The organism is Paenibacillus sp. sgz302115 (assembly GCF_056120445.1).
In genome coordinates, this window is record NZ_JBVYOK010000003.1 from 331,364 (window position 1) to 350,948 (window position 19,585).

21 protein-coding genes and 1 riboswitch are annotated in these 19,585 nt (G+C 53.2%); of the genes, 18 read left to right on the forward strand and 3 right to left on the reverse strand.

The genetic code is table 11. The annotated features are described in order from the left end of the window. The first annotated feature begins 204 nt into the window (after nt 1–204). The 11 genes from AC0LWN_RS09670 to AC0LWN_RS09720 all read left to right on the forward strand — a co-directional run bounded on the left by AC0LWN_RS09670 (nt 205) and on the right by AC0LWN_RS09720 (nt 10,888). Nucleotides 205–525 (forward strand): hypothetical protein, encoded by a 321-nt coding sequence (locus AC0LWN_RS09670; protein WP_474664656.1) that lies wholly within the window; start codon nt 205–207, stop codon nt 523–525. A gap of 161 nt (nt 526–686) precedes the next feature. Next, the gene (locus tag AC0LWN_RS09675) at nt 687–2,702 is read left to right on the forward strand and encodes a beta-galactosidase (RefSeq protein ID WP_474664658.1); all 2,016 of its coding nucleotides are present in this window, start codon (nt 687–689) and stop codon (nt 2,700–2,702) included. Between the two features lie 85 nt (nt 2,703–2,787). Next, a riboswitch (guanidine-I (ykkC/yxkD leader) is annotated at nt 2,788–2,894 on the forward strand. A 61-nt stretch (nt 2,895–2,955) separates the two neighbouring features. Continuing rightward, nucleotides 2,956–3,300, forward strand: coding sequence for a DMT family transporter (locus AC0LWN_RS09680; RefSeq protein WP_458964673.1), 345 nt, complete (start codon nt 2,956–2,958; stop codon nt 3,298–3,300). Between the two features lies 1 nt (nt 3,301). Then, nucleotides 3,302–3,616: a DMT family transporter gene (locus tag AC0LWN_RS09685; protein WP_474664660.1), complete on the forward strand. Its 315-nt coding sequence runs from the start codon at nt 3,302–3,304 to the stop codon at nt 3,614–3,616. Between the two features lie 155 nt (nt 3,617–3,771). Beyond that, entirely contained in the window at nt 3,772–4,362 is a 591-nt protein-coding gene (locus AC0LWN_RS09690) for a response regulator transcription factor (protein ID WP_474664662.1), read from the forward strand. Continuing rightward, the gene (locus AC0LWN_RS09695) at nt 4,350–5,555 is read left to right on the forward strand and encodes a HAMP domain-containing sensor histidine kinase (protein WP_474664664.1); all 1,206 of its coding nucleotides are present in this window, start codon (nt 4,350–4,352) and stop codon (nt 5,553–5,555) included. Before AC0LWN_RS09690 ends, AC0LWN_RS09695 begins: the two co-directional genes overlap by 13 nt. Nucleotides 5,556–5,643: 88 nt before the next feature. Beyond that, nucleotides 5,644–6,222 carry an ATP-binding cassette domain-containing protein gene (locus tag AC0LWN_RS09700; protein WP_474664666.1) on the forward strand — a complete coding sequence of 193 codons (579 nt, stop codon included), beginning with the start codon at nt 5,644–5,646 and terminating at the stop codon, nt 6,220–6,222. A gap of 156 nt (nt 6,223–6,378) precedes the next feature. Continuing rightward, the gene (locus AC0LWN_RS09705; RefSeq protein ID WP_474664668.1) at nt 6,379–7,452 is read left to right on the forward strand and encodes a hypothetical protein; all 1,074 of its coding nucleotides are present in this window, start codon (nt 6,379–6,381) and stop codon (nt 7,450–7,452) included. Beyond that, on the forward strand, nt 7,449–8,129 hold the full coding sequence (locus AC0LWN_RS09710) for a hypothetical protein (RefSeq protein ID WP_474664670.1): 681 nt from the start codon (nt 7,449–7,451) through the stop codon (nt 8,127–8,129). Before AC0LWN_RS09705 ends, AC0LWN_RS09710 begins: the two co-directional genes overlap by 4 nt. Before the next feature lie 100 nt (nt 8,130–8,229). Then, nucleotides 8,230–9,093, forward strand: a complete 864-nt coding sequence (locus tag AC0LWN_RS09715; RefSeq protein WP_474664672.1) for an aldo/keto reductase — start codon at nt 8,230–8,232, stop codon at nt 9,091–9,093. A gap of 451 nt (nt 9,094–9,544) precedes the next feature. After that, nucleotides 9,545–10,888 carry a GH1 family beta-glucosidase gene (locus tag AC0LWN_RS09720; protein WP_474664674.1) on the forward strand — a complete coding sequence of 448 codons (1,344 nt, stop codon included), beginning with the start codon at nt 9,545–9,547 and terminating at the stop codon, nt 10,886–10,888. A 66-nt stretch (nt 10,889–10,954) separates the two neighbouring features. Here the strand turns inward: AC0LWN_RS09720 and AC0LWN_RS09725 are convergent, their stop codons facing one another. Further along, complete coding sequence (locus AC0LWN_RS09725; RefSeq protein ID WP_474664676.1) at nt 10,955–11,842, reverse strand: anti-sigma factor; 888 nt, start codon at nt 11,840–11,842, stop codon at nt 10,955–10,957. Next, entirely contained in the window at nt 11,814–12,425 is a 612-nt protein-coding gene (locus tag AC0LWN_RS09730) for an RNA polymerase sigma factor (RefSeq protein WP_458964683.1), read from the reverse strand. The genes AC0LWN_RS09725 and AC0LWN_RS09730 overlap by 29 nt, the downstream gene beginning before the upstream one ends. 173 nt (nt 12,426–12,598) lie before the next feature. On the opposite strand from AC0LWN_RS09730, the gene AC0LWN_RS09735 reads away from it, so the two are divergent. Genes AC0LWN_RS09735 through AC0LWN_RS09745 form a run of 3 tightly spaced genes read left to right on the forward strand, consistent with a single transcriptional unit; the run spans nt 12,599 to nt 15,836 of the window. Continuing rightward, a complete protein-coding gene (locus AC0LWN_RS09735) occupies nt 12,599–13,768 on the forward strand; it encodes a COG1470 family protein (protein WP_474664678.1) in 1,170 nt (389 codons plus the stop codon). An 8-nt stretch (nt 13,769–13,776) separates the two neighbouring features. After that, nucleotides 13,777–14,763, forward strand: a complete 987-nt coding sequence (locus AC0LWN_RS09740) for an ABC transporter ATP-binding protein (protein WP_474664680.1) — start codon at nt 13,777–13,779, stop codon at nt 14,761–14,763. After that, complete coding sequence (locus AC0LWN_RS09745) at nt 14,760–15,836, forward strand: ABC transporter permease (RefSeq protein WP_474664682.1); 1,077 nt, start codon at nt 14,760–14,762, stop codon at nt 15,834–15,836. The genes AC0LWN_RS09740 and AC0LWN_RS09745 overlap by 4 nt, the downstream gene beginning before the upstream one ends. 164 nt (nt 15,837–16,000) lie before the next feature. Here AC0LWN_RS09745 and AC0LWN_RS09750 read toward each other — a convergent pair whose 3' ends face one another. Further along, nucleotides 16,001–17,074 carry a M42 family metallopeptidase gene (locus AC0LWN_RS09750; protein ID WP_474664684.1) on the reverse strand — a complete coding sequence of 358 codons (1,074 nt, stop codon included), beginning with the start codon at nt 17,072–17,074 and terminating at the stop codon, nt 16,001–16,003. 170 nt (nt 17,075–17,244) lie between these two features. Here AC0LWN_RS09750 and AC0LWN_RS09755 point away from each other — a divergent pair, with 170 nt between their 5' ends. The 4 genes from AC0LWN_RS09755 (at nt 17,245) to spoVAE (ending at nt 19,414) form a co-directional block, all read left to right on the forward strand. Next, nucleotides 17,245–17,394 (forward strand): hypothetical protein, encoded by a 150-nt coding sequence (locus tag AC0LWN_RS09755; RefSeq protein WP_458964688.1) that lies wholly within the window; start codon nt 17,245–17,247, stop codon nt 17,392–17,394. Nucleotides 17,395–17,579: 185 nt separating this feature from the next. After that, nucleotides 17,580–18,029 carry a stage V sporulation protein AC gene (gene spoVAC / locus AC0LWN_RS09760; protein WP_474665004.1) on the forward strand — a complete coding sequence of 150 codons (450 nt, stop codon included), beginning with the start codon at nt 17,580–17,582 and terminating at the stop codon, nt 18,027–18,029. Between the two features lie 3 nt (nt 18,030–18,032). Next, entirely contained in the window at nt 18,033–19,067 is a 1,035-nt protein-coding gene (gene spoVAD / locus AC0LWN_RS09765; protein ID WP_474664686.1) for a stage V sporulation protein AD, read from the forward strand. Further along, the gene (spoVAE, locus tag AC0LWN_RS09770) at nt 19,064–19,414 is read left to right on the forward strand and encodes a stage V sporulation protein AE (protein WP_458964690.1); all 351 of its coding nucleotides are present in this window, start codon (nt 19,064–19,066) and stop codon (nt 19,412–19,414) included. Before spoVAD ends, spoVAE begins: the two co-directional genes overlap by 4 nt. Nucleotides 19,415–19,585 lie beyond the last annotated feature (171 nt).

Below are 19,585 nucleotides of genomic sequence, written 5' to 3' on the forward strand. Positions count from 1 at the left end.
AAACCTAAAGATTGTGAATAGGGTTGAGTCGTACTGCGGGGACTGTTTGGACTTTCGGCCGCTGTTATGTTTGGATTTCCTGATAGTAACCGCGATTTGCGGTAGAAATCCAAACATAAAGGCGGACGCTTCCGCTCCTACAGTTCCAAACGTCCCCTCCGTACTACTACCCTATTTTTTTTTAAGTTCACCTTAGGTGGGTGAGTGAGCAGGGGCTTCAATCAGAATAACGGCAGAAATGCCGTTGTTGAAGCAAGATCGGGTGATCTGACCAGAAATAACGGCAAAAATGCCGTTGTTGGAGCTAGATTGGGTGATCTGACCAGAAATAACGGCAAAAATGCCGTTGTTGGAGCTAGATTGGGTGATCTGACTAGAAATAACGGCGGAAACTCCGTTGTTAACCCAAGATTGGGTGATCTGACCAGAAATAACGGCAGAAATGCCGTTGTTGAAGCAAGATCGGGTGATCTGACCAGAAATAACGGCAGAAATGCCGTTGTTGAAGCGAGGAACGGTAAGTGAGGAAATTCCACCTCAGGTACCTGGCAATAGGGTGAATGTTTCCAAAACCAGTTATTTCTGAAACTTTAAGCGCAGGGGTTCAAAAAAATCTGCAAGTGATTGGCCCTGGGTGAGTGAGTAGAACAATGACAAGAGAAACCACAAGGGAGGAAAAAGCATTCATGACTACACTTCGCTACGGCGTAGCTTATTACGACGAATATATGCCTTACGAGAGGCTGGACGAGGATATCGCCATGATGAAGGCGGCGGGCATCAATACGGTCCGCATTGCCGAATCGACCTGGAGTACGCATGAGCCGCAGAACGGCGTATTCGACTTCACCTCTGTAGACCGGGTGCTGGATGCGATGCATGCTGCGGGGATTGCGGTAATCGTCGGAACACCGACCTATGCCGTTCCCACCTGGCTGGTCAAGGAGCACCCGGATGTCCTGGCCGTAACGCCAAAAGGGCCGGGGAAATACGGCGCTCGCCAGATCATGGATATTACGAACCCCACCTACCTGTTCCATGCGGAGCGGATTATCCGCAAGCTGATCAGCCGGGTCTGCAAGCATCCGGCGGTGATCGGCTATCAGACGGACAACGAGACCAAGCATTACGATACGGCCGGAGAGAATGTGCAGCTTCTGTTCGTCAAATATATGCGGGAGACCTTCGGAACGCTGGAGGAGATTAACCGCCGCTTCGGGCTGGATTACTGGAGCAACCGGATCAACAGTTGGGAAGACTTCCCTTCGGTAGTGGGCACCATTAACGGCAGTCTGGGGGCGGAGTTCGCCCGCTTCCAGCGCAAGCTGGTGACGGATTTTCTTGCCTGGCAGGTCGCACTGGTGAACGAGTACAAGCAGCCGGGACAGTTCGTCACGCAGAACTTTGATTTTGAGTGGCGCGGGCATTCGTTTGGGGTGCAGCCGTCTGTGGATCACTTTGCCGCAGCCCAAGCTTTTGATATCGCCGGCGTGGACATTTACCATCCCTCACAGCATGAGCTGACCGGTACGGAAATCGCCTTCGGCGGCGATATGACCCGCTCGCTGAAGCGGAGCAATTATCTGGTGCTGGAGACGCAGGCGCAGGCTTTTCCCAACTGGACGCCTTATCCGGGCCAATTGCGGCTGCAGGCCTTCAGCCATCTTGCTTCCGGTGCGAACATGGTCGCCTACTGGCATTGGCACTCCATCCACAATTCGATAGAGACGTATTGGAAAGGGCTGCTGAGCCATGATTTCCAGCCGAATCCGGTGTATAACGAAGCGATCACCATTGGCCGGGATTTTGCACGCTTAAGCGGGCAGCTCTATGGTCTGCGCAAGCCGAACAAGGTGGCGGTGATGGTCAGCAATGAAGCCCTGACAGCATTGGAGTGGTTCAAGCTGCCGGACGGCCGGAGCTATAATGATGTCGTGCGCTGGTTGTATGATGGATTGTACCGGATGAACGTTGAATGCGACTTTATTCAGCCGGGTTATCCGGGTCTGTCGGAGTACAGTCTGATCATCGTTCCGGCGCTGTATGCGGTTACCGATGAAGCCCTGGAGTGGCTGAACGAATACGTGAGACGAGGCGGACATGTGGTGTACTCGTTCAAAAGCGGATTCGCGGACGAAGTCATCAAGGTACGCACGACCGTTCAGCCGGGCATCATCAGCGAGGCCTGCGGCATCGGCTACAGCATGTTCGTGACGCCGCATGAGGTGCGGCTGAAGAGTGAGAGCGCGGCGATCAGCGCGGAAGACAATAATGTGGAGTCGTGGATGGAACTGCTCACGCCGACAACGGCGGAGGTGCTGCTCCGTTACGATCACCCGCATTGGGGCGAGTACGCCGCAGTTACACGGAACCGGTACGGCCAGGGAACTGCGACCTATATCGGCTGCATGACGAGTAGCGAAATGGCGGAGAGCATTCTGAAGGCGGCTGTGCAGGAGGCCGGATTATGGGGAGCAGACCAGGAGCTGGCTTTTCCGCTGATCGTCAAGACAGGCGTGAATCAGAAGAACCAGACGGTGCGTTACTACTTCAACTACTCTGACGCGCCGCAATCCCTTGTGTATCCGCATGGCCCTGCGGTAGAGCTGTTGACGGGACGGGCAGTCGCGCCAAAGGACGAGCTTGAACTATCGCCTTGGGGCTTTGTGATTCTGGAAGAGCATGGCAGCACAGGGTGCTGATGAATAAGCTTCAGATGTGCCCGAACCACAAAAGGGTTGCCTTTCAATACAGAATTTGCTAACATACGATGTAACATAATAATTGTTATTAGTTTTCTAGGGTTCCGCAGCACTAACAGGCTGGCAGGTCCGAGGGGAAACGCACGGAGTCAATATTCCGTGTCTACACGGAGGGATAAAAGCCCGGGAGGTATCGTCGTTAGACGATGGCCTTCCGGGCTTATTTGTTTACACAAGAGGAGGAGATTTCCAGATGAAGAACAATAGTACATGGGTGACAATCGCAGGGGCCGCCTGCCTGGAGGTTGTGTGGGTAACCGGATTGAAGCATGCGTCCGCTCCCTGGGAGTGGATCATCACGGGGCTGGCGCTTGTAATCAGCTTCTACACCATAGTCGTTGCCAGCTCCAAGCTGCCTGTAGGTACAGTATATTCGGTATTTGTTGGACTAGGCACTGCTGGTACTGTCCTTGTGGATATGCTGTGGTTCGGTGAACCGTTCAAGCTGATTAAGCTGGCGCTAATATTCGTGCTCTTGGCCGGGGTCATCGGCCTCAAGCTAATTACCGGAGATTCCCGGATGAAGGAGGTGTCATAACATGGCTTGGCTAATGCTGATTGCCGCAGGCTGCTTCGAGATGCTCGGGGTGGCTATGCTCGGCAAGCTCCATAAGGAGCGCGGCTGGAAGACCTTCTGCCTGTTCCTGCTGGGCTTCGGGGGCAGTCTGCTGCTGCTGTCACAGGCTATGAAAAGTCTGCCGATGGGGACAGCTTATGCGGTATGGACAGGAATCGGCGCTTCCGGAGGAGCGGTGCTCGGCATGGTGCTGTATGGAGAAGGGCGCGGCATACGGCGGATTATCTGCATCGTCATGATTCTCGGATCGGCTGTAGGCCTCAAGATATTAGGGTGAGCTTCGATGAGAGTTGATCAATAGTTGATAAATGTGCTATATCCTTTATGGGATATGGAGGTGCTTGCGAAGTGAGCAATCGGATATTAATCGTTGACGACGAACAAGATATTATCAGCTTATTGAAGGACCATTTTGAATAGGATGGCTATGAAGTGCTTTCCGCCGGGAGCGGCGAGGAAGCCATTCAACAAGCAGAGCAGCAGCCGGACGTTATTCTGCTTGATATTAATATGCCGGGGATGGATGGCTTTCAGGTTTGTGACCGGATACGCAATTTTGTGTCCTGCCCGATTATTTTCTTAACGGCGCGGATTGAGGATGCAGATAAGGTGCTTGGCTTCGGGCTTGGCGCAGACGATTATGTGATCAAACCATTTTCTCTCGATGAGCTTAGCGCAAGGGTTGCCGCCCACATTCGGCGCGACCAAAGAGGGCTGACCAGAATAAAAGCCAAATTCGAAGATGACTTAGCCATTAATTATGCTGCAAAGGAAATCAGCTATAAGAATGTTCCTATTTTACTGGCAAAAAAAGAAATCGAGATTGTGGAATTACTATCACTAAACCGTGGACAAATCTTCGATAAAGAACGAATTTACGAAAAGCTATGGGGGTACGACAGTCCGGGGGATGCGTCCGTGGTAGCCGAGCATATCCGTAAAATCAGAGCAAAAATGGCGGCGGCGGGTGCTAAATCGCATATTGAGACCGTCTGGGGGGTCGGATACAAGTGGGTAAAGTGAAAAAATGGCTGAACGACCTCTCTATCCGCAAAAGTTTTGCGCTGTATATGCTGTTTTTTATGCTGCTGGCCACTGTGCTTGGCGGGCTTGCTTTGAAAACCGTTGATATCGCCACAGAGAAAATTCAATCCTCCTACTTTACAGGACAAAGCGAACGCTACTACTTAACGACGGAGGAGGGTAAACGGCTTGGGGATGGTGCCGAAATCATTGAGAAGCCTGTAGAACCCAATTACTCCGCACAAGATAAGCATAAGCTATTTGCCTTAGATGTGCTTCAAGAAGTGGTTAGTCCTCTCGCCTATCTGCTATGCATCGGAGCAGCTGCCATGCTGTTCTATCGCAATAAATTGCGCGCTCCGTTGTCAGTACTCCATACAGCCTCAGAAAAAATCACCGCCAACGATCTGGACTTTTCAGTGGAATATAACAGTAAGGATGAAATGGGGAGGCTCTGTGCCTCCTTTGAGAAAATGCGGGGTGTGCTCGAAAAGAACAATCGGGAGCTGTGGCGGTCAGTGGAGGAGAGAAAAAGGCTTAACGCCGCTTTTACCCACGATTTGCGAACCCCGTTGACGGTATTGCGCGGATATGCCGAGTTTCTGTCAAGCCACCTGGAAGAAGATCAATTGCCAAAGGAAAAAGTAATATCCACTATTCACACGATGGGCAATCAGATCGGACGTCTGGAGTCATACGTACAAAATGTAAATGGCATACAAAAATTAGAGGAAATCGAACCCCATCCGCAAAAAATTGCTCTCTCCGGGGTGCTGCAAGCTTTTAGGGAAACTGCGGATATCGTGCGGGGGGATAAGCTGGTGTGCTTTACACCTTTGAAGCAGGCGGCAGAAATGATTGCAGTAGACCTGGATTTAGTATTGCAGGTCTTTGAGAACCTGATGTCCAATGCGGCCCGCTACGCTGACAAGCGGATTGATATTGCCGTTATTGCGGATGACAAGGCGCTTACAATTACGGTTGCCGATGATGGGCGCGGATTTAGTAGGGAAGCCATCCACAAGGCCGCCGATCCCTTTTACCGTGCTGACGATAGAAAGGATGCACAACATTTTGGGCTGGGTCTGTATATTTGTAAAATCATTTGTGAAAAACATCAAGGCCAGCTGCTCTTATCAAACGGCCCCGCTGGAGGGGCAAGCATTGGCGCAACCTTTCATGCCAGCACTTGATAAAAAGTTGAACAATAATGAGTACCATATCCTTAAGGGGAAGATGGTGCTTTTTTATTTTCCCCTCCAGGATAAGGGAGGATGTAAAGTGACAATTCAGGTCTCACATTTAACACAGCAATTCGGCAAGGATACGGTCGCGCTAAGGGATGTATCTTTATCAATCGGCAAAGGAATTTTCGGCCTGCTAGGCCGCAACGGTTCGGGCAAAACAACCTTAATGCGCATATTAACGACACTGCTTGAACCGACAAAGGGCAGCGTTCATGTTCTGGGTATGGAGAGCAATCGCTTAAACGCTATGGAAATTAAAAGGAATATTGGTTATCTGCCGCAGGAATTTGGCTTCTATAAGGAATTTACCGTATGGGAAATCATGCAGTACATCTGCATTATGCGCGGAATTACGAAAGATCAGCAGAAGCGGCCCATCACAGAGGTGCTTGAAAAAGTAAATATGCTGGAGGATAAAAAGAAAAAATACCGGCAGCTGTCTGGCGGGATGAAACGCAGGGTGGGCCTCGCGCAGGCCATGCTTGGGAATCCCCCTATCCTGATTGTAGACGAGCCTACGGCTGGCGTTGATCCAGAGGAAAGAATCCGAATCCGCAAGCTGTTAAGCGAGTACAGCAGGAGCAGCACCGTTTTATTCAACACACATCATTGAGGATATTGAGTATACCTGCAATAAGCTCGCTATTTTGGAGCAAGGCAGCTTGCTGTTTGGCGGCACATTAGCTGAATTATTGGCGATGACACCCGGAAATGAAGCCACACTCGAAGCTGCCTATGTATTTATGACGGCAAAAGGGAGCGTAGCGGGGTGAAGGGACTCAGATTGACGGCCTTTGAGGTCAAACACCAACTGCGAAGCATTACATTCATTGCCCTGCTGTGTCTATTTACAATCTTTGTTGCTGATCAAATGAAGGAGGTTTTTCATTACCCTGTACATAATGCTAAGGACATTGAAGTGCTGCAAAAAAGCGGTGCACATGAATATTTGTTCGTTCCGGCTTCGGAGGCTGAATTAAAGTCTGCAACCATACAATACCTTCAGGACAATATAGACACCGGCAGCATTCCTGCGGAGAGAGTGAACGATGCCAGACATGTGATCGGGTTATTGCAGAACAAAACCTTTGATGAGGTGTATACAGCCATGCATGAGGACGAATGGATTAGCGGTTGGCTTCGTGCCGGCAAAAATCAGTTCAGCCAGAAAATAGGCAGCATTGCGGAGGTCAACCAGAACCTGCAAAGGGCTGTAGGAACAACGGGATACGGGCCGCAGCTATACGAAAAATATGTTACCTATATGCAAATATGTGCGGCAATGCTGATGTTTCCTCTCTTCTTGCTTTTGTTCACCAGGGATTCAAGGCATAATATGTCCGAAATGATATATTCACAGCCCATATCCTCTGCAAAATATATCGTATCCCGGTATTTAGGGACGCTGCTTCCTCTGCTGCTCTACTTTTATGGGTTCGGAATGGTTCTGAACCTGATTAGCACAGCCCGGTTTGCCTATGCCGGATGGGATATGGGGTACACGTTCTTTTTCAAGGATTTCGTTGTTTATCTATTGCCGACGGTGGTCTTTCTGAGCGCATTTATTATGCTCCTTATGCTGCTGTTTAAGAAAGCCATCGCTGTGTTCCCGGTCTATATTGCCTACGTTCTTTATAATGCAACACCGGGGGTGTTTGAGGGCGGGAGCAGCTTCGGTGTGTTGTTCAGAGCGATTATCCGGCTTGATGGGCAGGCGGTAAGCTCACAGGAGGTTATGCTGAATCGGGGGATCTATCTCTTGTTGTCAGCGGTGATGATTGTTGCAGCCTGCAAGCTGTATGAGCGCATGAGCAACAGCTTAAGCAAGGCGGTAGTCCTATGAGATATAATCTGAAGCTCCTGTTTTCTCCAATCAACTGGCTTGGCTGCCTGCTGTTTGTTGCTATGCTTCCCGTTCTCATGTACGCGCCGACCTATTTCGATTTTACCAATATCAGCACCCTGTATATGCCCTTTGTGGGGGTCGTTCTGTTCACGGATATCGTGATGATAGATAAGAGCAGCAGCTTTGCGGAAATTGCTTATCTGTCGAACCGGAAGCCTGTTCACACATTTTTGCAGAGATATTGCATTATGGCTGTTCTGCTGCTGGTATTCGTATTGCTTGCGAGCGGAATGTTCAGGCTGTCTCAGCTAGTCCATAATGATTTTGCTCCAGAGCCGATTTCTTTACTGGAATATGTACTGTTCGCCTGCGGCAGCAGCCTGATGCTCGGAACGCTGTCCATGAGTATTGCTAATGTATTGAGTAATCCCTATGCCGGTTATGGCGCTGCCTTGCTCTATTGGCTGTATTGGAATATAAATTTTGAAAAGCAAGCCCTGCTTAACCTGTTCCCTTTTATCGCCAATCCGGCATCCTACGAAAAAATCCTGGCAGCAGAATACCTGCAGGTTGCTGTGCTCTTGATTCTTAACAGTCTGCTTGCCAAGAAAAGCCCGTTTTTCTTAACGAACAAGGTCCAAAGACTTGGGAATAAGCGATCACAATTAAATTAAAAAAATGGACACTTGTACGATGTTTCGGAGGGAGCAACATGGTAAGTATATATGGTAGGTATATTAAGTTACCCAATCCAGTAGAAGGAGACTTTCGCCAATGAATACCAATATATTCGATGCTACCCGCTTGCCGGATGGAACCTCTGTGCCGAGACTCGGGCAGGGCACCTGGAATATGGGTGACAGCGCTGCCAGCCGGACCGAAGAAATTGCCGCGCTAAGATTGGGTGTGGAATTAGGATTGCAACTGATTGATACCGCCGAAATGTATGGAGAAGGGCGCTCCGAGGAGCTGGTTGGTGAAGCCATCCGGGGAATCCGCGACGACGTGTTTCTGGTCTCCAAGGTATATCCGCATAATGCGGGAAAAGAACGGCTCGCCCGCAGCTGTGAAGCAAGCCTGAAGCGGCTGGGCACGGATCACCTGGATCTCTACCTGCTGCACTGGCGGGGGAACGTTCCCCTTGAAGAGACAGTAGAAGGCATGGAGCAACTGGTAGCCTCCGGTAAAATCGCCCGCTGGGGCGTATCCAACCTGGATACGGAGGATATGCGGGAGCTGATGCGCATCCCTGGCGGTGACCGCTGCGCCACGAATCAGGTTCTCTATCACCTGGGCTCAAGAGGCATTGAGCATGAGCTGCTCCCGTGGCAGCGCAGCCACAACATTCCCGTTATGGCCTATTCTCCGCTGGCACAGGCAGGCACGCTCCGGAAAGGGCTTGCCGAGAATGAAACGGTACTGGAGATTGCCCGGAACCACGGAGTCACTCCGCTGCAGGTCATGCTGGCCTGGAGTATCCGTGAAGGCAATATGATTGCCATTCCCAAAGCCTCCACCCGACGGCATGTCGCCGAGAACGCGGCCGCCGCGAAGATCCGGCTTAGCAACGAGGAATGCTGGAAGCTTGATGACGCTTTTCCGCAGCCGGCCTGGAAGGTGCCGCTGGATATGGCTTGAGGTTGGTTTGGTTAGAAGGGGCTGTCCCGTCGTGGGGGCGGCCCTTTATTTTGGTCCGGCGTGCCACGGCTGGGAAGTGAGTAAACAACGGCATTTCTGCCGTTGTTGGGCGTGCCACGGCCAGGAAGTGAGTAAACAACGGCATTTCTGCCGTTGTTGGGCGTGCCACGGCTGGGAAGTGAATAAACAACGGCATTTCTGCCGTTGTTGGGCGTGCCACAGCCAGAAAGGGAGTAAACAACGGCATTTCTGCCGTTATTGGCCATGTTTACAATGTTATTTTGTGTTTGGTATTAAAACTAAATATAGGATAACAAAATAAAATAAGTGTTCAAGCTCCTGCTTGCAATTTATAATATAGTAAGTGTTACATAACATATTTGAAGCTTGCAGGAGCAGCGGAAGCACTCCAAATCATGCTAACAAGAATAACAGGAGGTTTTATTGTTTTATGACCAAGATTCAATTTCCGCAGGATTTCACCTGGGGGGCCGCCACAGCCGCCTATCAAATCGAAGGTGCTTACCAGGAGGACGGACGCGGGCTTTCGATCTGGGATACCTTTTCCCGCATTCCGGGCAAGGTTGTAAACGCCGACAATGGCGATACCGCTTGCGACAGCTATCACCGCTATCCTGAAGACATTGCGCTGATGAAAGAGCTTGGCATCAAGGCATACCGGTTCTCCATCGCCTGGCCGCGTATTTTTCCGCAGGGAACGGGCGAGGTGAATCCGCAGGGTCTGGCGTATTATGAGGATTTTATCAACATGCTGCTGGAGAACGGCATTGAGCCTGTCTGCACGCTCTACCATTGGGATTTGCCGCAGGCACTGGAGGATCAGGGAGGCTGGAGCAACCGCAGCACCATAGATGCTTTTGAAGGATATTGCGAGACAGTGTTCAGAGCCTTTCATGGAAAAATCAAACAGTGGTACACGATAAACGAGCCTTGGTGCGCGTCATTTCTCTCCTACTACTACGGCGAGCACGCCCCGGGCAAAACAGATCTGCAGACTGCTCTCGACGTAGCTCATCACCTGATGGTGGCCCACGGCAGAGCGGTAAGAAAATTCAGAGAGCTGGGGTTTGAGGGCATAATCGGCTATGCGCCAAATGTTACCTGGATGGAACCGTACAGCACCCGCCAGGAGGATATCGAAGCCTGCAGACGGCAGACCGGCTGGTTCCTGGAATGGTTCATGGACCCGGTATTCAAAGGCAAGTACCCGTCCTTCCTGGTGGAATGGTTCGAGGCTGCCGGAGCGAAGCTGCATATAGAGGAAGGCGACATGGAGCTGATCAGCGAGCCGATTGATATTCTGGGCATCAACTATTATAACGGGACTGTGGCCCGCCATGACAGTGAGGGCGGATTGATGCAGCTCAGCACAGTGGATGTGGGGTACGAGCACACGGACATTGGCTGGCCGATCTACCCGCAGGGCTTTTACACCGTTCTCAGCCGCATTCATGAATTGTATGGAGATATCCCGATTTATATTACGGAGAATGGCGCTTGCTATAATGACGGGCCGGTGGATGGTGTGGTAGCGGACCAGAAGCGGATTGATTTTATCCATAAGCATCTGATCCAACTGGAGCGCTGCATCGCTTCGGGCATTCCGGTCAAAGGTTATTATTCCTGGTCGCTGATGGATAATTTCGAATGGGCTTTTGGCTACACCATGCGTTTCGGCCTGATTCATGTGGATTATACTACGCTGGCAAGAACGAAGAAGGATAGCTTCTATTGGTACCAGGATACGATTAAGAACAACGGCGTTTACATTTAAAAAGAAGCAGGGACTTCACCTCGGTTTGAGGCTGAGGTCCCTTTGTGTATAACGGGCCAGTCCAGGCTACCTTTTGCCCAGGTGAACCCAGACCGCGTCCGGGGAGGTTGGACTGGGACTGCCGCCCATTGGTTCCACGGTCAGGGCAATGTTGTCCGCTTCCCCGAGGTGGCCGCCCTTTACGTACAGATGGCCCTTCGCGTCCTCAATCTGCACCAGCCCCAGCGTATTCCTGCTGCCGCCCTTCACTGCCCAGGCCTGAATCGAGCGATTGTCGCCCAGCGCAACATTCTCGATTAGCACAAACAGCTCCTGGGAGCTGCCGTTGTACCACACATTGCCGGAGAACTGATCCGTTTGGCTCCGGTCCAGCGGATAGGCCACTGTCTCCGGCCTGTTGAGCACTGTCATCGCCTGAGGCTCATAGCTGCTTATATAGCGGTTCTGTTCGGAGCTTCCGTGCTGCTCCGTTCCGTACAGGCCGAGCAGCAGCAGCACGGCCGCGCCGCAGAGGACAGCGGCTGCTGCGCCGCGCCGGTAAGCGGGGCGCAGCTCCGCAAGTCTGCGCCGCCATCCCGTCCGGCGGACGCGGCGTCTTAATTTCCGCCGCACAGCGTCCGGCGGAAAGAGGGAGGGAGCCGGCGCATCCTGAACGGCTGCTGCTCCGCTATAGTCTGCGCCGGTGTCCCCGCTTCCTTCGGCTGCTTCGAAATGTACCGCTGGCTCCTCCGCTGCGGCAGGAAATGGTGCCGACAGCAGCGGCACCCAGATATCATATATTTCACGGCATGCGGAGCACTCTGCCAGATGCTGGCGCATGTCCTCCCGTTTGCTGCCGTGAATGGCATTTCCGATCCAATCAATCCATTCCTCTTCGCTGAAATGGCGGGAGGGTACACGGGAGCTGCTGCCGCCGAAGTGAAATTCAGGATTTTCGTTTCTGTAACGGTTCATTGCGTGTGTCTCCTTCCGGCTGCTCCATCCAGCCCTGCTTGATGAACTGCTTGCGCATATTGGCGACGCCGTATTTGATCCATGATTTGACTGTGCCGAGCGGGACGCTCCAGGAGTCCGCCAGCTCCTGATGCGTATGGGCGGCATAATAGGAGCCGAGAATGGCTTTCTTCTGGTTATCGGGAAGCCGCTGCATCGCACTTCCCAGCGCCTCGCTTTGCAGTCGGCGCACAACCGGGTCCTCCTGCGGCGGACCGCTCTCGTCCCGGCGCAGGGCATCGGGATCGGCCAGAGGTTCTATTCTCGCCTTGCGACGCAGCCTGTCGATGCAGCGGCTGCGGGTCATTACCGCCAGCCAGGCCTTGATCGTGCCGCGTGAAGGATCATAGGCTCTGCCCTTGCGCAGCACCTCCAAAAAGATATCCTGGCAAATATCCTCCGCCTCCATTAAGTCCTGTGTCTGCCGATAGGCGATCTGCATGACGAAAGGCGCATAGCAGCCATAAAATTCATCAAACGCGGCTGTAGAGCCCTCGCACATTTGCACCAGCGCTTCGGCCATCGCCTCGTTATGAGGGTCCATCGCTGTTCTTCCTCCCTTACAACTTCCTCGGTCCGCTTCCTATGTTCACTGTCTTCTTTGTACCACTAAAATTATTCTTTTTAAACCCCCGGAAAAATTTATTTCTCAAGGTAAATCCAACGTCTGATTTCGTTCGTATCCTTTACGGATCAATACCGAAGGAGGAATGATTTATGCTGAAAAGATGCGGTAAACCGCTGGCGGCACTGCTGATCCTGCTGCTGTCCGGCCTGGTCTGGAGTTCGAATGCAGGTCTGCCGAAGGCAGCGGCGGCGGGAGCGGTGGAGCTGTACACCCCTTATGTTGAATTGTCCGCGGCGCCGGGAGAGTCTGTGTCTTATCCGGTGGATGTGATCAATCATGGATCGTCAACGGCTAAGGTGGGACTTTCCTTTGATGCAGGCGGGAACTTCTGGAAGTATGAGTTGACGGCCGGAGGACGCCAGGTGCAGCAGCTCGCCGTTAAAGGCGGGGATACGCAAAGTGTCACACTGCAGCTTCAGGTTCCTTTGGAAATCAATAAGGGAAGCTATACTTTTGCTGTAACAGCACCCGGGCAGGATTCCTTGCAGCTCAAGGTTAACGTATCCGAGCAGGGGACCTTTAAGACAGAGCTGGCTGTAGATCAGGCCAATATGGAGGGCCATTCAGATACTACCTTTACGTATAGCGCGGTTCTGCGAAATCATACAGCCCAAAAGCAGTCCTACGCGCTTGCCGCACAGGCCGCCGACGGCTGGGATGTACGGATCAAGGCGGACGGCAACAGCGTCACCTCTGTGGAGCTTAATGCGGGAGCGGAGAAAAATATCAGCATCGAAGCCAAACCGCCGGAACAGGTAAAAGCGGGAACCTATAAAATTCCGGTTACGGCCACAAGCGGCTCAACCAGCACAAAAGCTGAACTTGAAGCAGTAGTCACCGGAACCTACGGAATTCAGCTCAGCACCTCCGACAATCTGCTGAGTACGGATATCAAGGCGGGCGGGGAACGGCGGATTAATCTGGTGGTTACGAATACAGGCAGCGCGCCGCTTGAGGATGTATCACTGACCTCACAGGGCACGCCGACAGGCTGGGAGGTGTCCTTCGATCCCTCTTCCATCCGCAAGATTGAACCTGGGGCGACGGCAACAACCCAGGCAGTCATCAAATCCAGCGGAAATTCACTGCCGGGGGACTATGTGGTAAGCCTCAGTGCAGGGTCTGCGGCCAAATCAGCAACAGCCGATCTGCGGGTTACGGTGAAAAGCTCCGTCTTCTGGGGCTGGATCGGCGTGCTGATCATTGCCGCCGTCATTGGCGGCATCTACTACCTGTTCCGCAAATTCGGAAGACGGTGAAGCTTATTATGGATACGAACATCGAACCGGTAATTGAACTCAGCGGTCTGACAAAGCAGTACGGTACATTCACGGCTGTGGACAGCTTAAGTCTGGCGATCCGCAAGGGAGAGGTTTTCGGGCTGCTCGGGCCGAACGGGGCAGGCAAAACCACCACCATCCTGATGATGCTGGGGCTGACAGAGCCGACTTCGGGCAGCGCGCGTATTTGCGGCTACGATCCGGCGCGGTCGGCGCTGCAGGTCAAACGCCGGGTGGGCTATATGCCGGATGATATCGGATTCTATGAGGACCGCACGGGACTGGACAATCTGGTCTATACGGCCCGGCTCAACGGGATTGCTGCAGATGAGGCGGCGCGGAATGCAAAGAGGCTGCTGGAAAAGGTAGGGCTGGCCGGAAGCGCCCGTGCCAAGGTGGGCACCTATTCCCGGGGAATGCGCCAGCGGCTGGGCCTTGCCGATGTGCTGATTAAGAACCCCGAGGTCATCATTCTGGATGAGCCAACCTTGGGCATTGACCCGGAAGGAGTCCGGGAGCTGCTGGTTCTAATATCCGATCTGAGCCGTAACGAGGGGATTACCGTCCTGCTATCCTCCCATCAGCTGCAGCAGGTGCAGCAAATCTGCGACCGGGTGGGGCTGTTCGTTCAAGGCAGACTGATTGCCTGCGGAGATATCGCCACCCTGTCCAGGGAGCTGAATCAGGAGCTGCGGTTCGAGGTGGAGCTGGCTGTGCAGCCCTGGAGCGATGAGCTGGCGGGCCGTCTTCAAGACATTGAAGGCGTGCTGCGGCTGAAAACGGAGAATTGGAACAAGGAGAACGCGCCGGCAGGCAGCGTGCTTGCCACCTTGACCTGCGACCGGAACCTCACCTCTGCCATTGCCTTTGAGGCGGTACAGAGCGGTGCGGAGCTGCATTATATTTCCCGCAAAGAATTCGGGCTGGATGAAATCTACCACCGCTACTTCGAGAAGAAGGAGGAAGGAGCATGACCGTAAAAGCGCAAAACGCCGCCGCTCCGCTGCGGACGGGCTGGACCAGACTGCGCGCATTTCTTCAGGGCGGCGGCGAAGCGCCATCCGCTGCCCGGAGCAAGCAGGGCAGCAGCAGCGGCTCCGCATTTTGGGTTATGGTGCAAAAGGAGCTTGGGGATCATATCCGCAGCTGGCGGTTCTCGATCCTGATCGGCATTATCGTGCTGGCCTGTATCGGCTCCATTTACTCCTCCATCAGCTCCATCAAGAGCGGAGGACAGCAGGAGCAGGGCACCACGGCCTTTTTATTCCTGAAAATGTTCACCTTGTCCAGCAGCACACTGTCCATTCCGACCTTCACTACATTTTTATCCTGGCTGGGTCCGCTGATCGGTATTTCGCTGGGCTTCGATGCGGTGAATTCAGAGCGGAACAAAGGCACTCTTGGACGGCTGCTGTCACAGCCCATTTACCGGGATGACTTTCTCAAAGCCAAATTCACCGCTTCGCTTCTGCTGATTGCCGTCGTGGTCTTTTCTTTGGGGCTGCTCGTTACGGGGCTTGGCCTCCTGACCATCGGCTATCCGCCGACTCCCGAGGAATTCTGGCGTATTTTGTTCTTCCTGATCATCGCCATTGTCTATATCGGCTTCTGGCTCAACCTTTCGATTCTGTTCTCCATCCGGTTCCGCCAGGCGGCCACCTCCGCTTTGTCGGGAATCGCCGTCTGGCTGTTCCTGACTCTGTTCTACAGCATGATCATTAATCTGATCGACAGCGCCACTGCAGTCTCCGAGATGGCTACAGTCAGCGAGCAGCTCCACCATGCCCATTTCATTCTGGCCCTTAACCGGCTGTCGCCGACCGAGCTGTTCTCGGAGACGATTACCACTCTGCTGTCGCCGGGTGTCCGCGCCCTCGGTCCGCTGACGATGGATCAGCTAGTGGGGGCGATCTCAAGTCCGCTCTCGCTCGGGCAGAGTGTGCTGCTCGTCTGGCCGGAGCTTACCGGCCTGCTTGCCGCGACGGTTCTCTGCTTCGGCCTGTCCTATTATCTGTTCATGCGCCAGGAGATCCGTTCGCGGAACTGATGGCTTGCCCGGAGCTTCAAATACAATAAAAAACGGGTGGACCGGGAATTATATTCCTGATCCGCCCGTTTTTAGATTTTCATATTGGGTCTAGTCGTAACTGCCCTCTCGCCCTGAACCACAAAGACTCCGTCCTAAGCTACAGCTTTAAGACTGATGCTGTACTAGCTATTCTCCAGTATCGTCTGCAGGGTGGTGCGGTCCAGCCCTTCCACCAGCTTGATCAGCAGCTCCTTGGCAGCGGCATAATCATCGCTGTGGATGATGGAGGTGGCTGTATGGATGTAGCGCGAGCAGATGCCGATCACTGCGGACGGCACGCCGATTCCGCTGACATGCACTGCAGCGGCATCCGTCCCGCCCTGGGAGACAAAATACTGATATTTGATCTTGTGGGTCTCCGCCGTATCCTGCACATACTCGATCAGTCCCCGGTGAGTGATCATCGTCGGGTCGAAGATGCGGAGCAGAGCACCCTGGCCGAGATGGCCAAAGGCCTGGCGGTCACCGGTCATGTCGGCGGCGGCGCTGGCATCAAGGCCGAAGAAAATATCCGGCTGCAGCAGATTTGCCGATGTCTTCGCGCCGCGTGTTCCTACTTCTTCCTGCACGGTAGCACCGGCGAAGACGGTGTTCGGCAATTTTTTGCCGTGCAGCGCCTTGACCAGCTCAATCGCGAGTCCAACGCCGTAGCGGTTGTCCCAGGCTTTGGCCATAATCTTCTTCGGATTGGCCAGCAGGGTGAACGGGCAGATCGGCACAATCTGCTGCCCCGGAGCTACTCCGAAGCTCTGCGCCTCTTCACGGCTGTCCGCACCGATGTCAATGTACATTTTGCGGATGTCGCTTGGCTGCTTCCGCTCATCGTCGCTCATCAGATGGATGGGGGTGCTGCCGACAACGCCGGTGAGCGTTCCCTTTGGCGTGATGATCTGCAGCCGTTGCGAGGCAACCGCCGCTCCAAGCCAGCCGCCCAGCGGCTGAAAGCGGATCATGCCGGTGTCGGTAATGCCGGTAACCATGAACCCTACTTCATCAAAATGTCCGGCTACCATGATCTTGGGGCCATTCTCCTTACCACGCAGCACGCCGAACAGGCTGCCAAGGCGGTCTTGTACGAATTCATCGGTGTATGGGGCCAAGGCATCCTTGAAGTAAGCACGTAATTCGCGCTCGAAGCCAGGGGCTGCGGGAAATTCAGTCAATGTTTTGAACAGGTCAAGTGTTTCTGGATTCATTTACATATCTCTCCTTTACTAACAACTAGTATGAACATTGTAGCCCTACTTGTCCATGATTCCGGGGCAAAATGAACACTGGGCACTACCTCTGCGAATACTATGCAATAGTGGCCCTGCAGGCAGGGGCCCTGGAAAGGAAGCGAAGGCGAATGAGGGGAGCAGGAAGCATGCCCAAGACGGGAATACACGGCTTCTCCAGAAGTGTGCATGTCCGCAGAATGCAGAGATACCGCCGCCGGTACAGCCGGGAGCAGGAAGCTGTGCTTATTATCGTTCTGTTCATGCTGCTGATCTTTGTACTGCTGTATTTTTCCTGAGCTGGGGGAGACATAACGCGGCGGCATACGGCAAACAATAAGGATAACTTTTAACAAAGTAACTCCGAAAGGGAAACAATCTGTGCTGAAGCATAGGCTTGAGGCCCTTTCCCATCCTGCTCAGGAGGTGTTCTTGTTTGCCGTCAAAAACTAAAAAGTCGGGTGTCAAGCTGCGGCTTGACACCTTGACCCCGAAGGATTATGAAGATTTGTCCAAGCCTTACGTCCCTTCCCGTCCTGTATTCAAGAACTGTGTCCGGGCTTTTCTGTCGGGCGGTCTGATCTGTGTGATCGGACAAGGCATTCAGGAGGCCTTTATGGCGATATTTAATATGACCTCCAAACAAGCTGCAAGCCCGACGGTTGCGGTGATGATCCTGATTTCCGTGATCCTGACCAGCTTTGGCGTATACGACAAAATCGCCCAATGGTGCGGTGCAGGCACAGCGGTTCCCGTTACGGGCTTTGCCAACAGCATGTGCTCCGCAGCGCTCGAACACCGCGCGGAAGGGCTGGTGCTCGGGGTCGGTGGGAATATGTTCAAGCTGGCCGGCTCAGTTATTGTATTCGGGGTGGTTGCCGCTTTTGTTATTGGCGTTGTGTGTGCCATCATGGGCTGGGGAGGTGCGCATTAAATTATGAAGCAGCTTGGCAGCCAGACCTGGGAGTATACCACCCGTCCTGTTATTCTCGGATCATCTGCGGTTGTAGGACCGGAGGAGGGGGAAGGTCCCCTGACATCTGATTTTGATTTTATTTACGATACATTGAAAATGGATGAGAAGACGTGGGAGAAGGCTGAGCGCGCTCTTTTCGAAAAGGCCGCGAAGCTGGCGATGATCAATGCGGCGGTGGAGGAGGAGAATCTGGAGTTTTTCGTCGGCGGTGATTTGATGAACCAGATTATCAGCAGCTCCTTCGCCGCCAGACAATTGGGTGTGCCTTATCTCGGGGTATTCGGGGCCTGCTCCACTTCGATGGAAAGCCTCGCCATCGCTTCGATGATCGTGGATTCCGGCGGCAGCAAATATGTGCTTGCCGGAACGTCCAGCCATAACTGTACGGTAGAGAAGCAGTTTCGTTATCCAACCGAATATGGCTCCCAGAAGCCTCCAACCGCCCAATATACCGTGACTGGCTCGGGATGCGCCGTCGTTGGCCGTAATGACGGCTCCTCAAAGGGACCGCATGTTATCATGGCGACAATGGGCCGAATTATGGACTTGGGGCTCAAGGACCCTTTTAACATGGGTGCTGCAATGGCTCCGGCGGCTGCGGATACCATAACCGCACATTTCCGCGATACGGGCTTATCCCCCGGATATTACGATTTAATAGTAACCGGAGACCTTGCTTCTGTGGGCCTGCCGATTGCCAAGGAATTGTTAGCCAAGGAAGGCATTCCGATGGAGCAGACGACATTCCATGACTGCGGCCTGCTGATCTATGATCTTAATAAACAGAAATACGTAATTGCCGGAGGGAGCGGCTGCGGCTGTTCTGCGACGGTAACTTACGGGCATATCCTCAAACGTATGAAGAAGGGCGAGCTGAATCGGGTGCTGGTTGTCGCCACCGGAGCTTTGCTGTCACCTTTGTCTTACCAGCAGGGTGAGACCATTCCATGCGTGGCTCACGCTGTGGCCCTGGAGATGGGAGGTGATGGGGCATGATTTATTTATGGGCCTTTCTGGTCGGGGGCGCCATATGTGTCATCGGCCAGCTGATGTTTGATGTGCTGGCGCTGACACCCGCCCATACCATGAGTACGCTTGTAGTGCTGGGGGCAATTGCCGACGCTTTCGGGCTGTATGATCCGCTGGTGAAATTTGCCGGCGCCGGCGCCAGCATCCCGATTACGAGCTTCGGGAATTCCCTGGTCCACGGAGCGCTGACTGAACTGCAGCGTGACGGCTGGGTTGGAGTAGTTACTGGTATTTTTGACGTGACCAGTGCGGGGATTTCGTCCGCGATTGTGTTCTCGTTCCTGGCAGCGCTCGTGGTGCGTCCCAAGGGCTAGAAGCAGCGGTTCAATAATATATTGTTACTCGGGAAGGCCGCCAGCAGGCGGCTTTTACGCTTTTTCCAGAGGACAGCACGCCCGTTTCTACTGCATAAATAGGCTCATGGGAGAAATAAACAGAATTATTGTTAAAAACCTGTCGAATAATGACGATATAGAAGTGAGAAA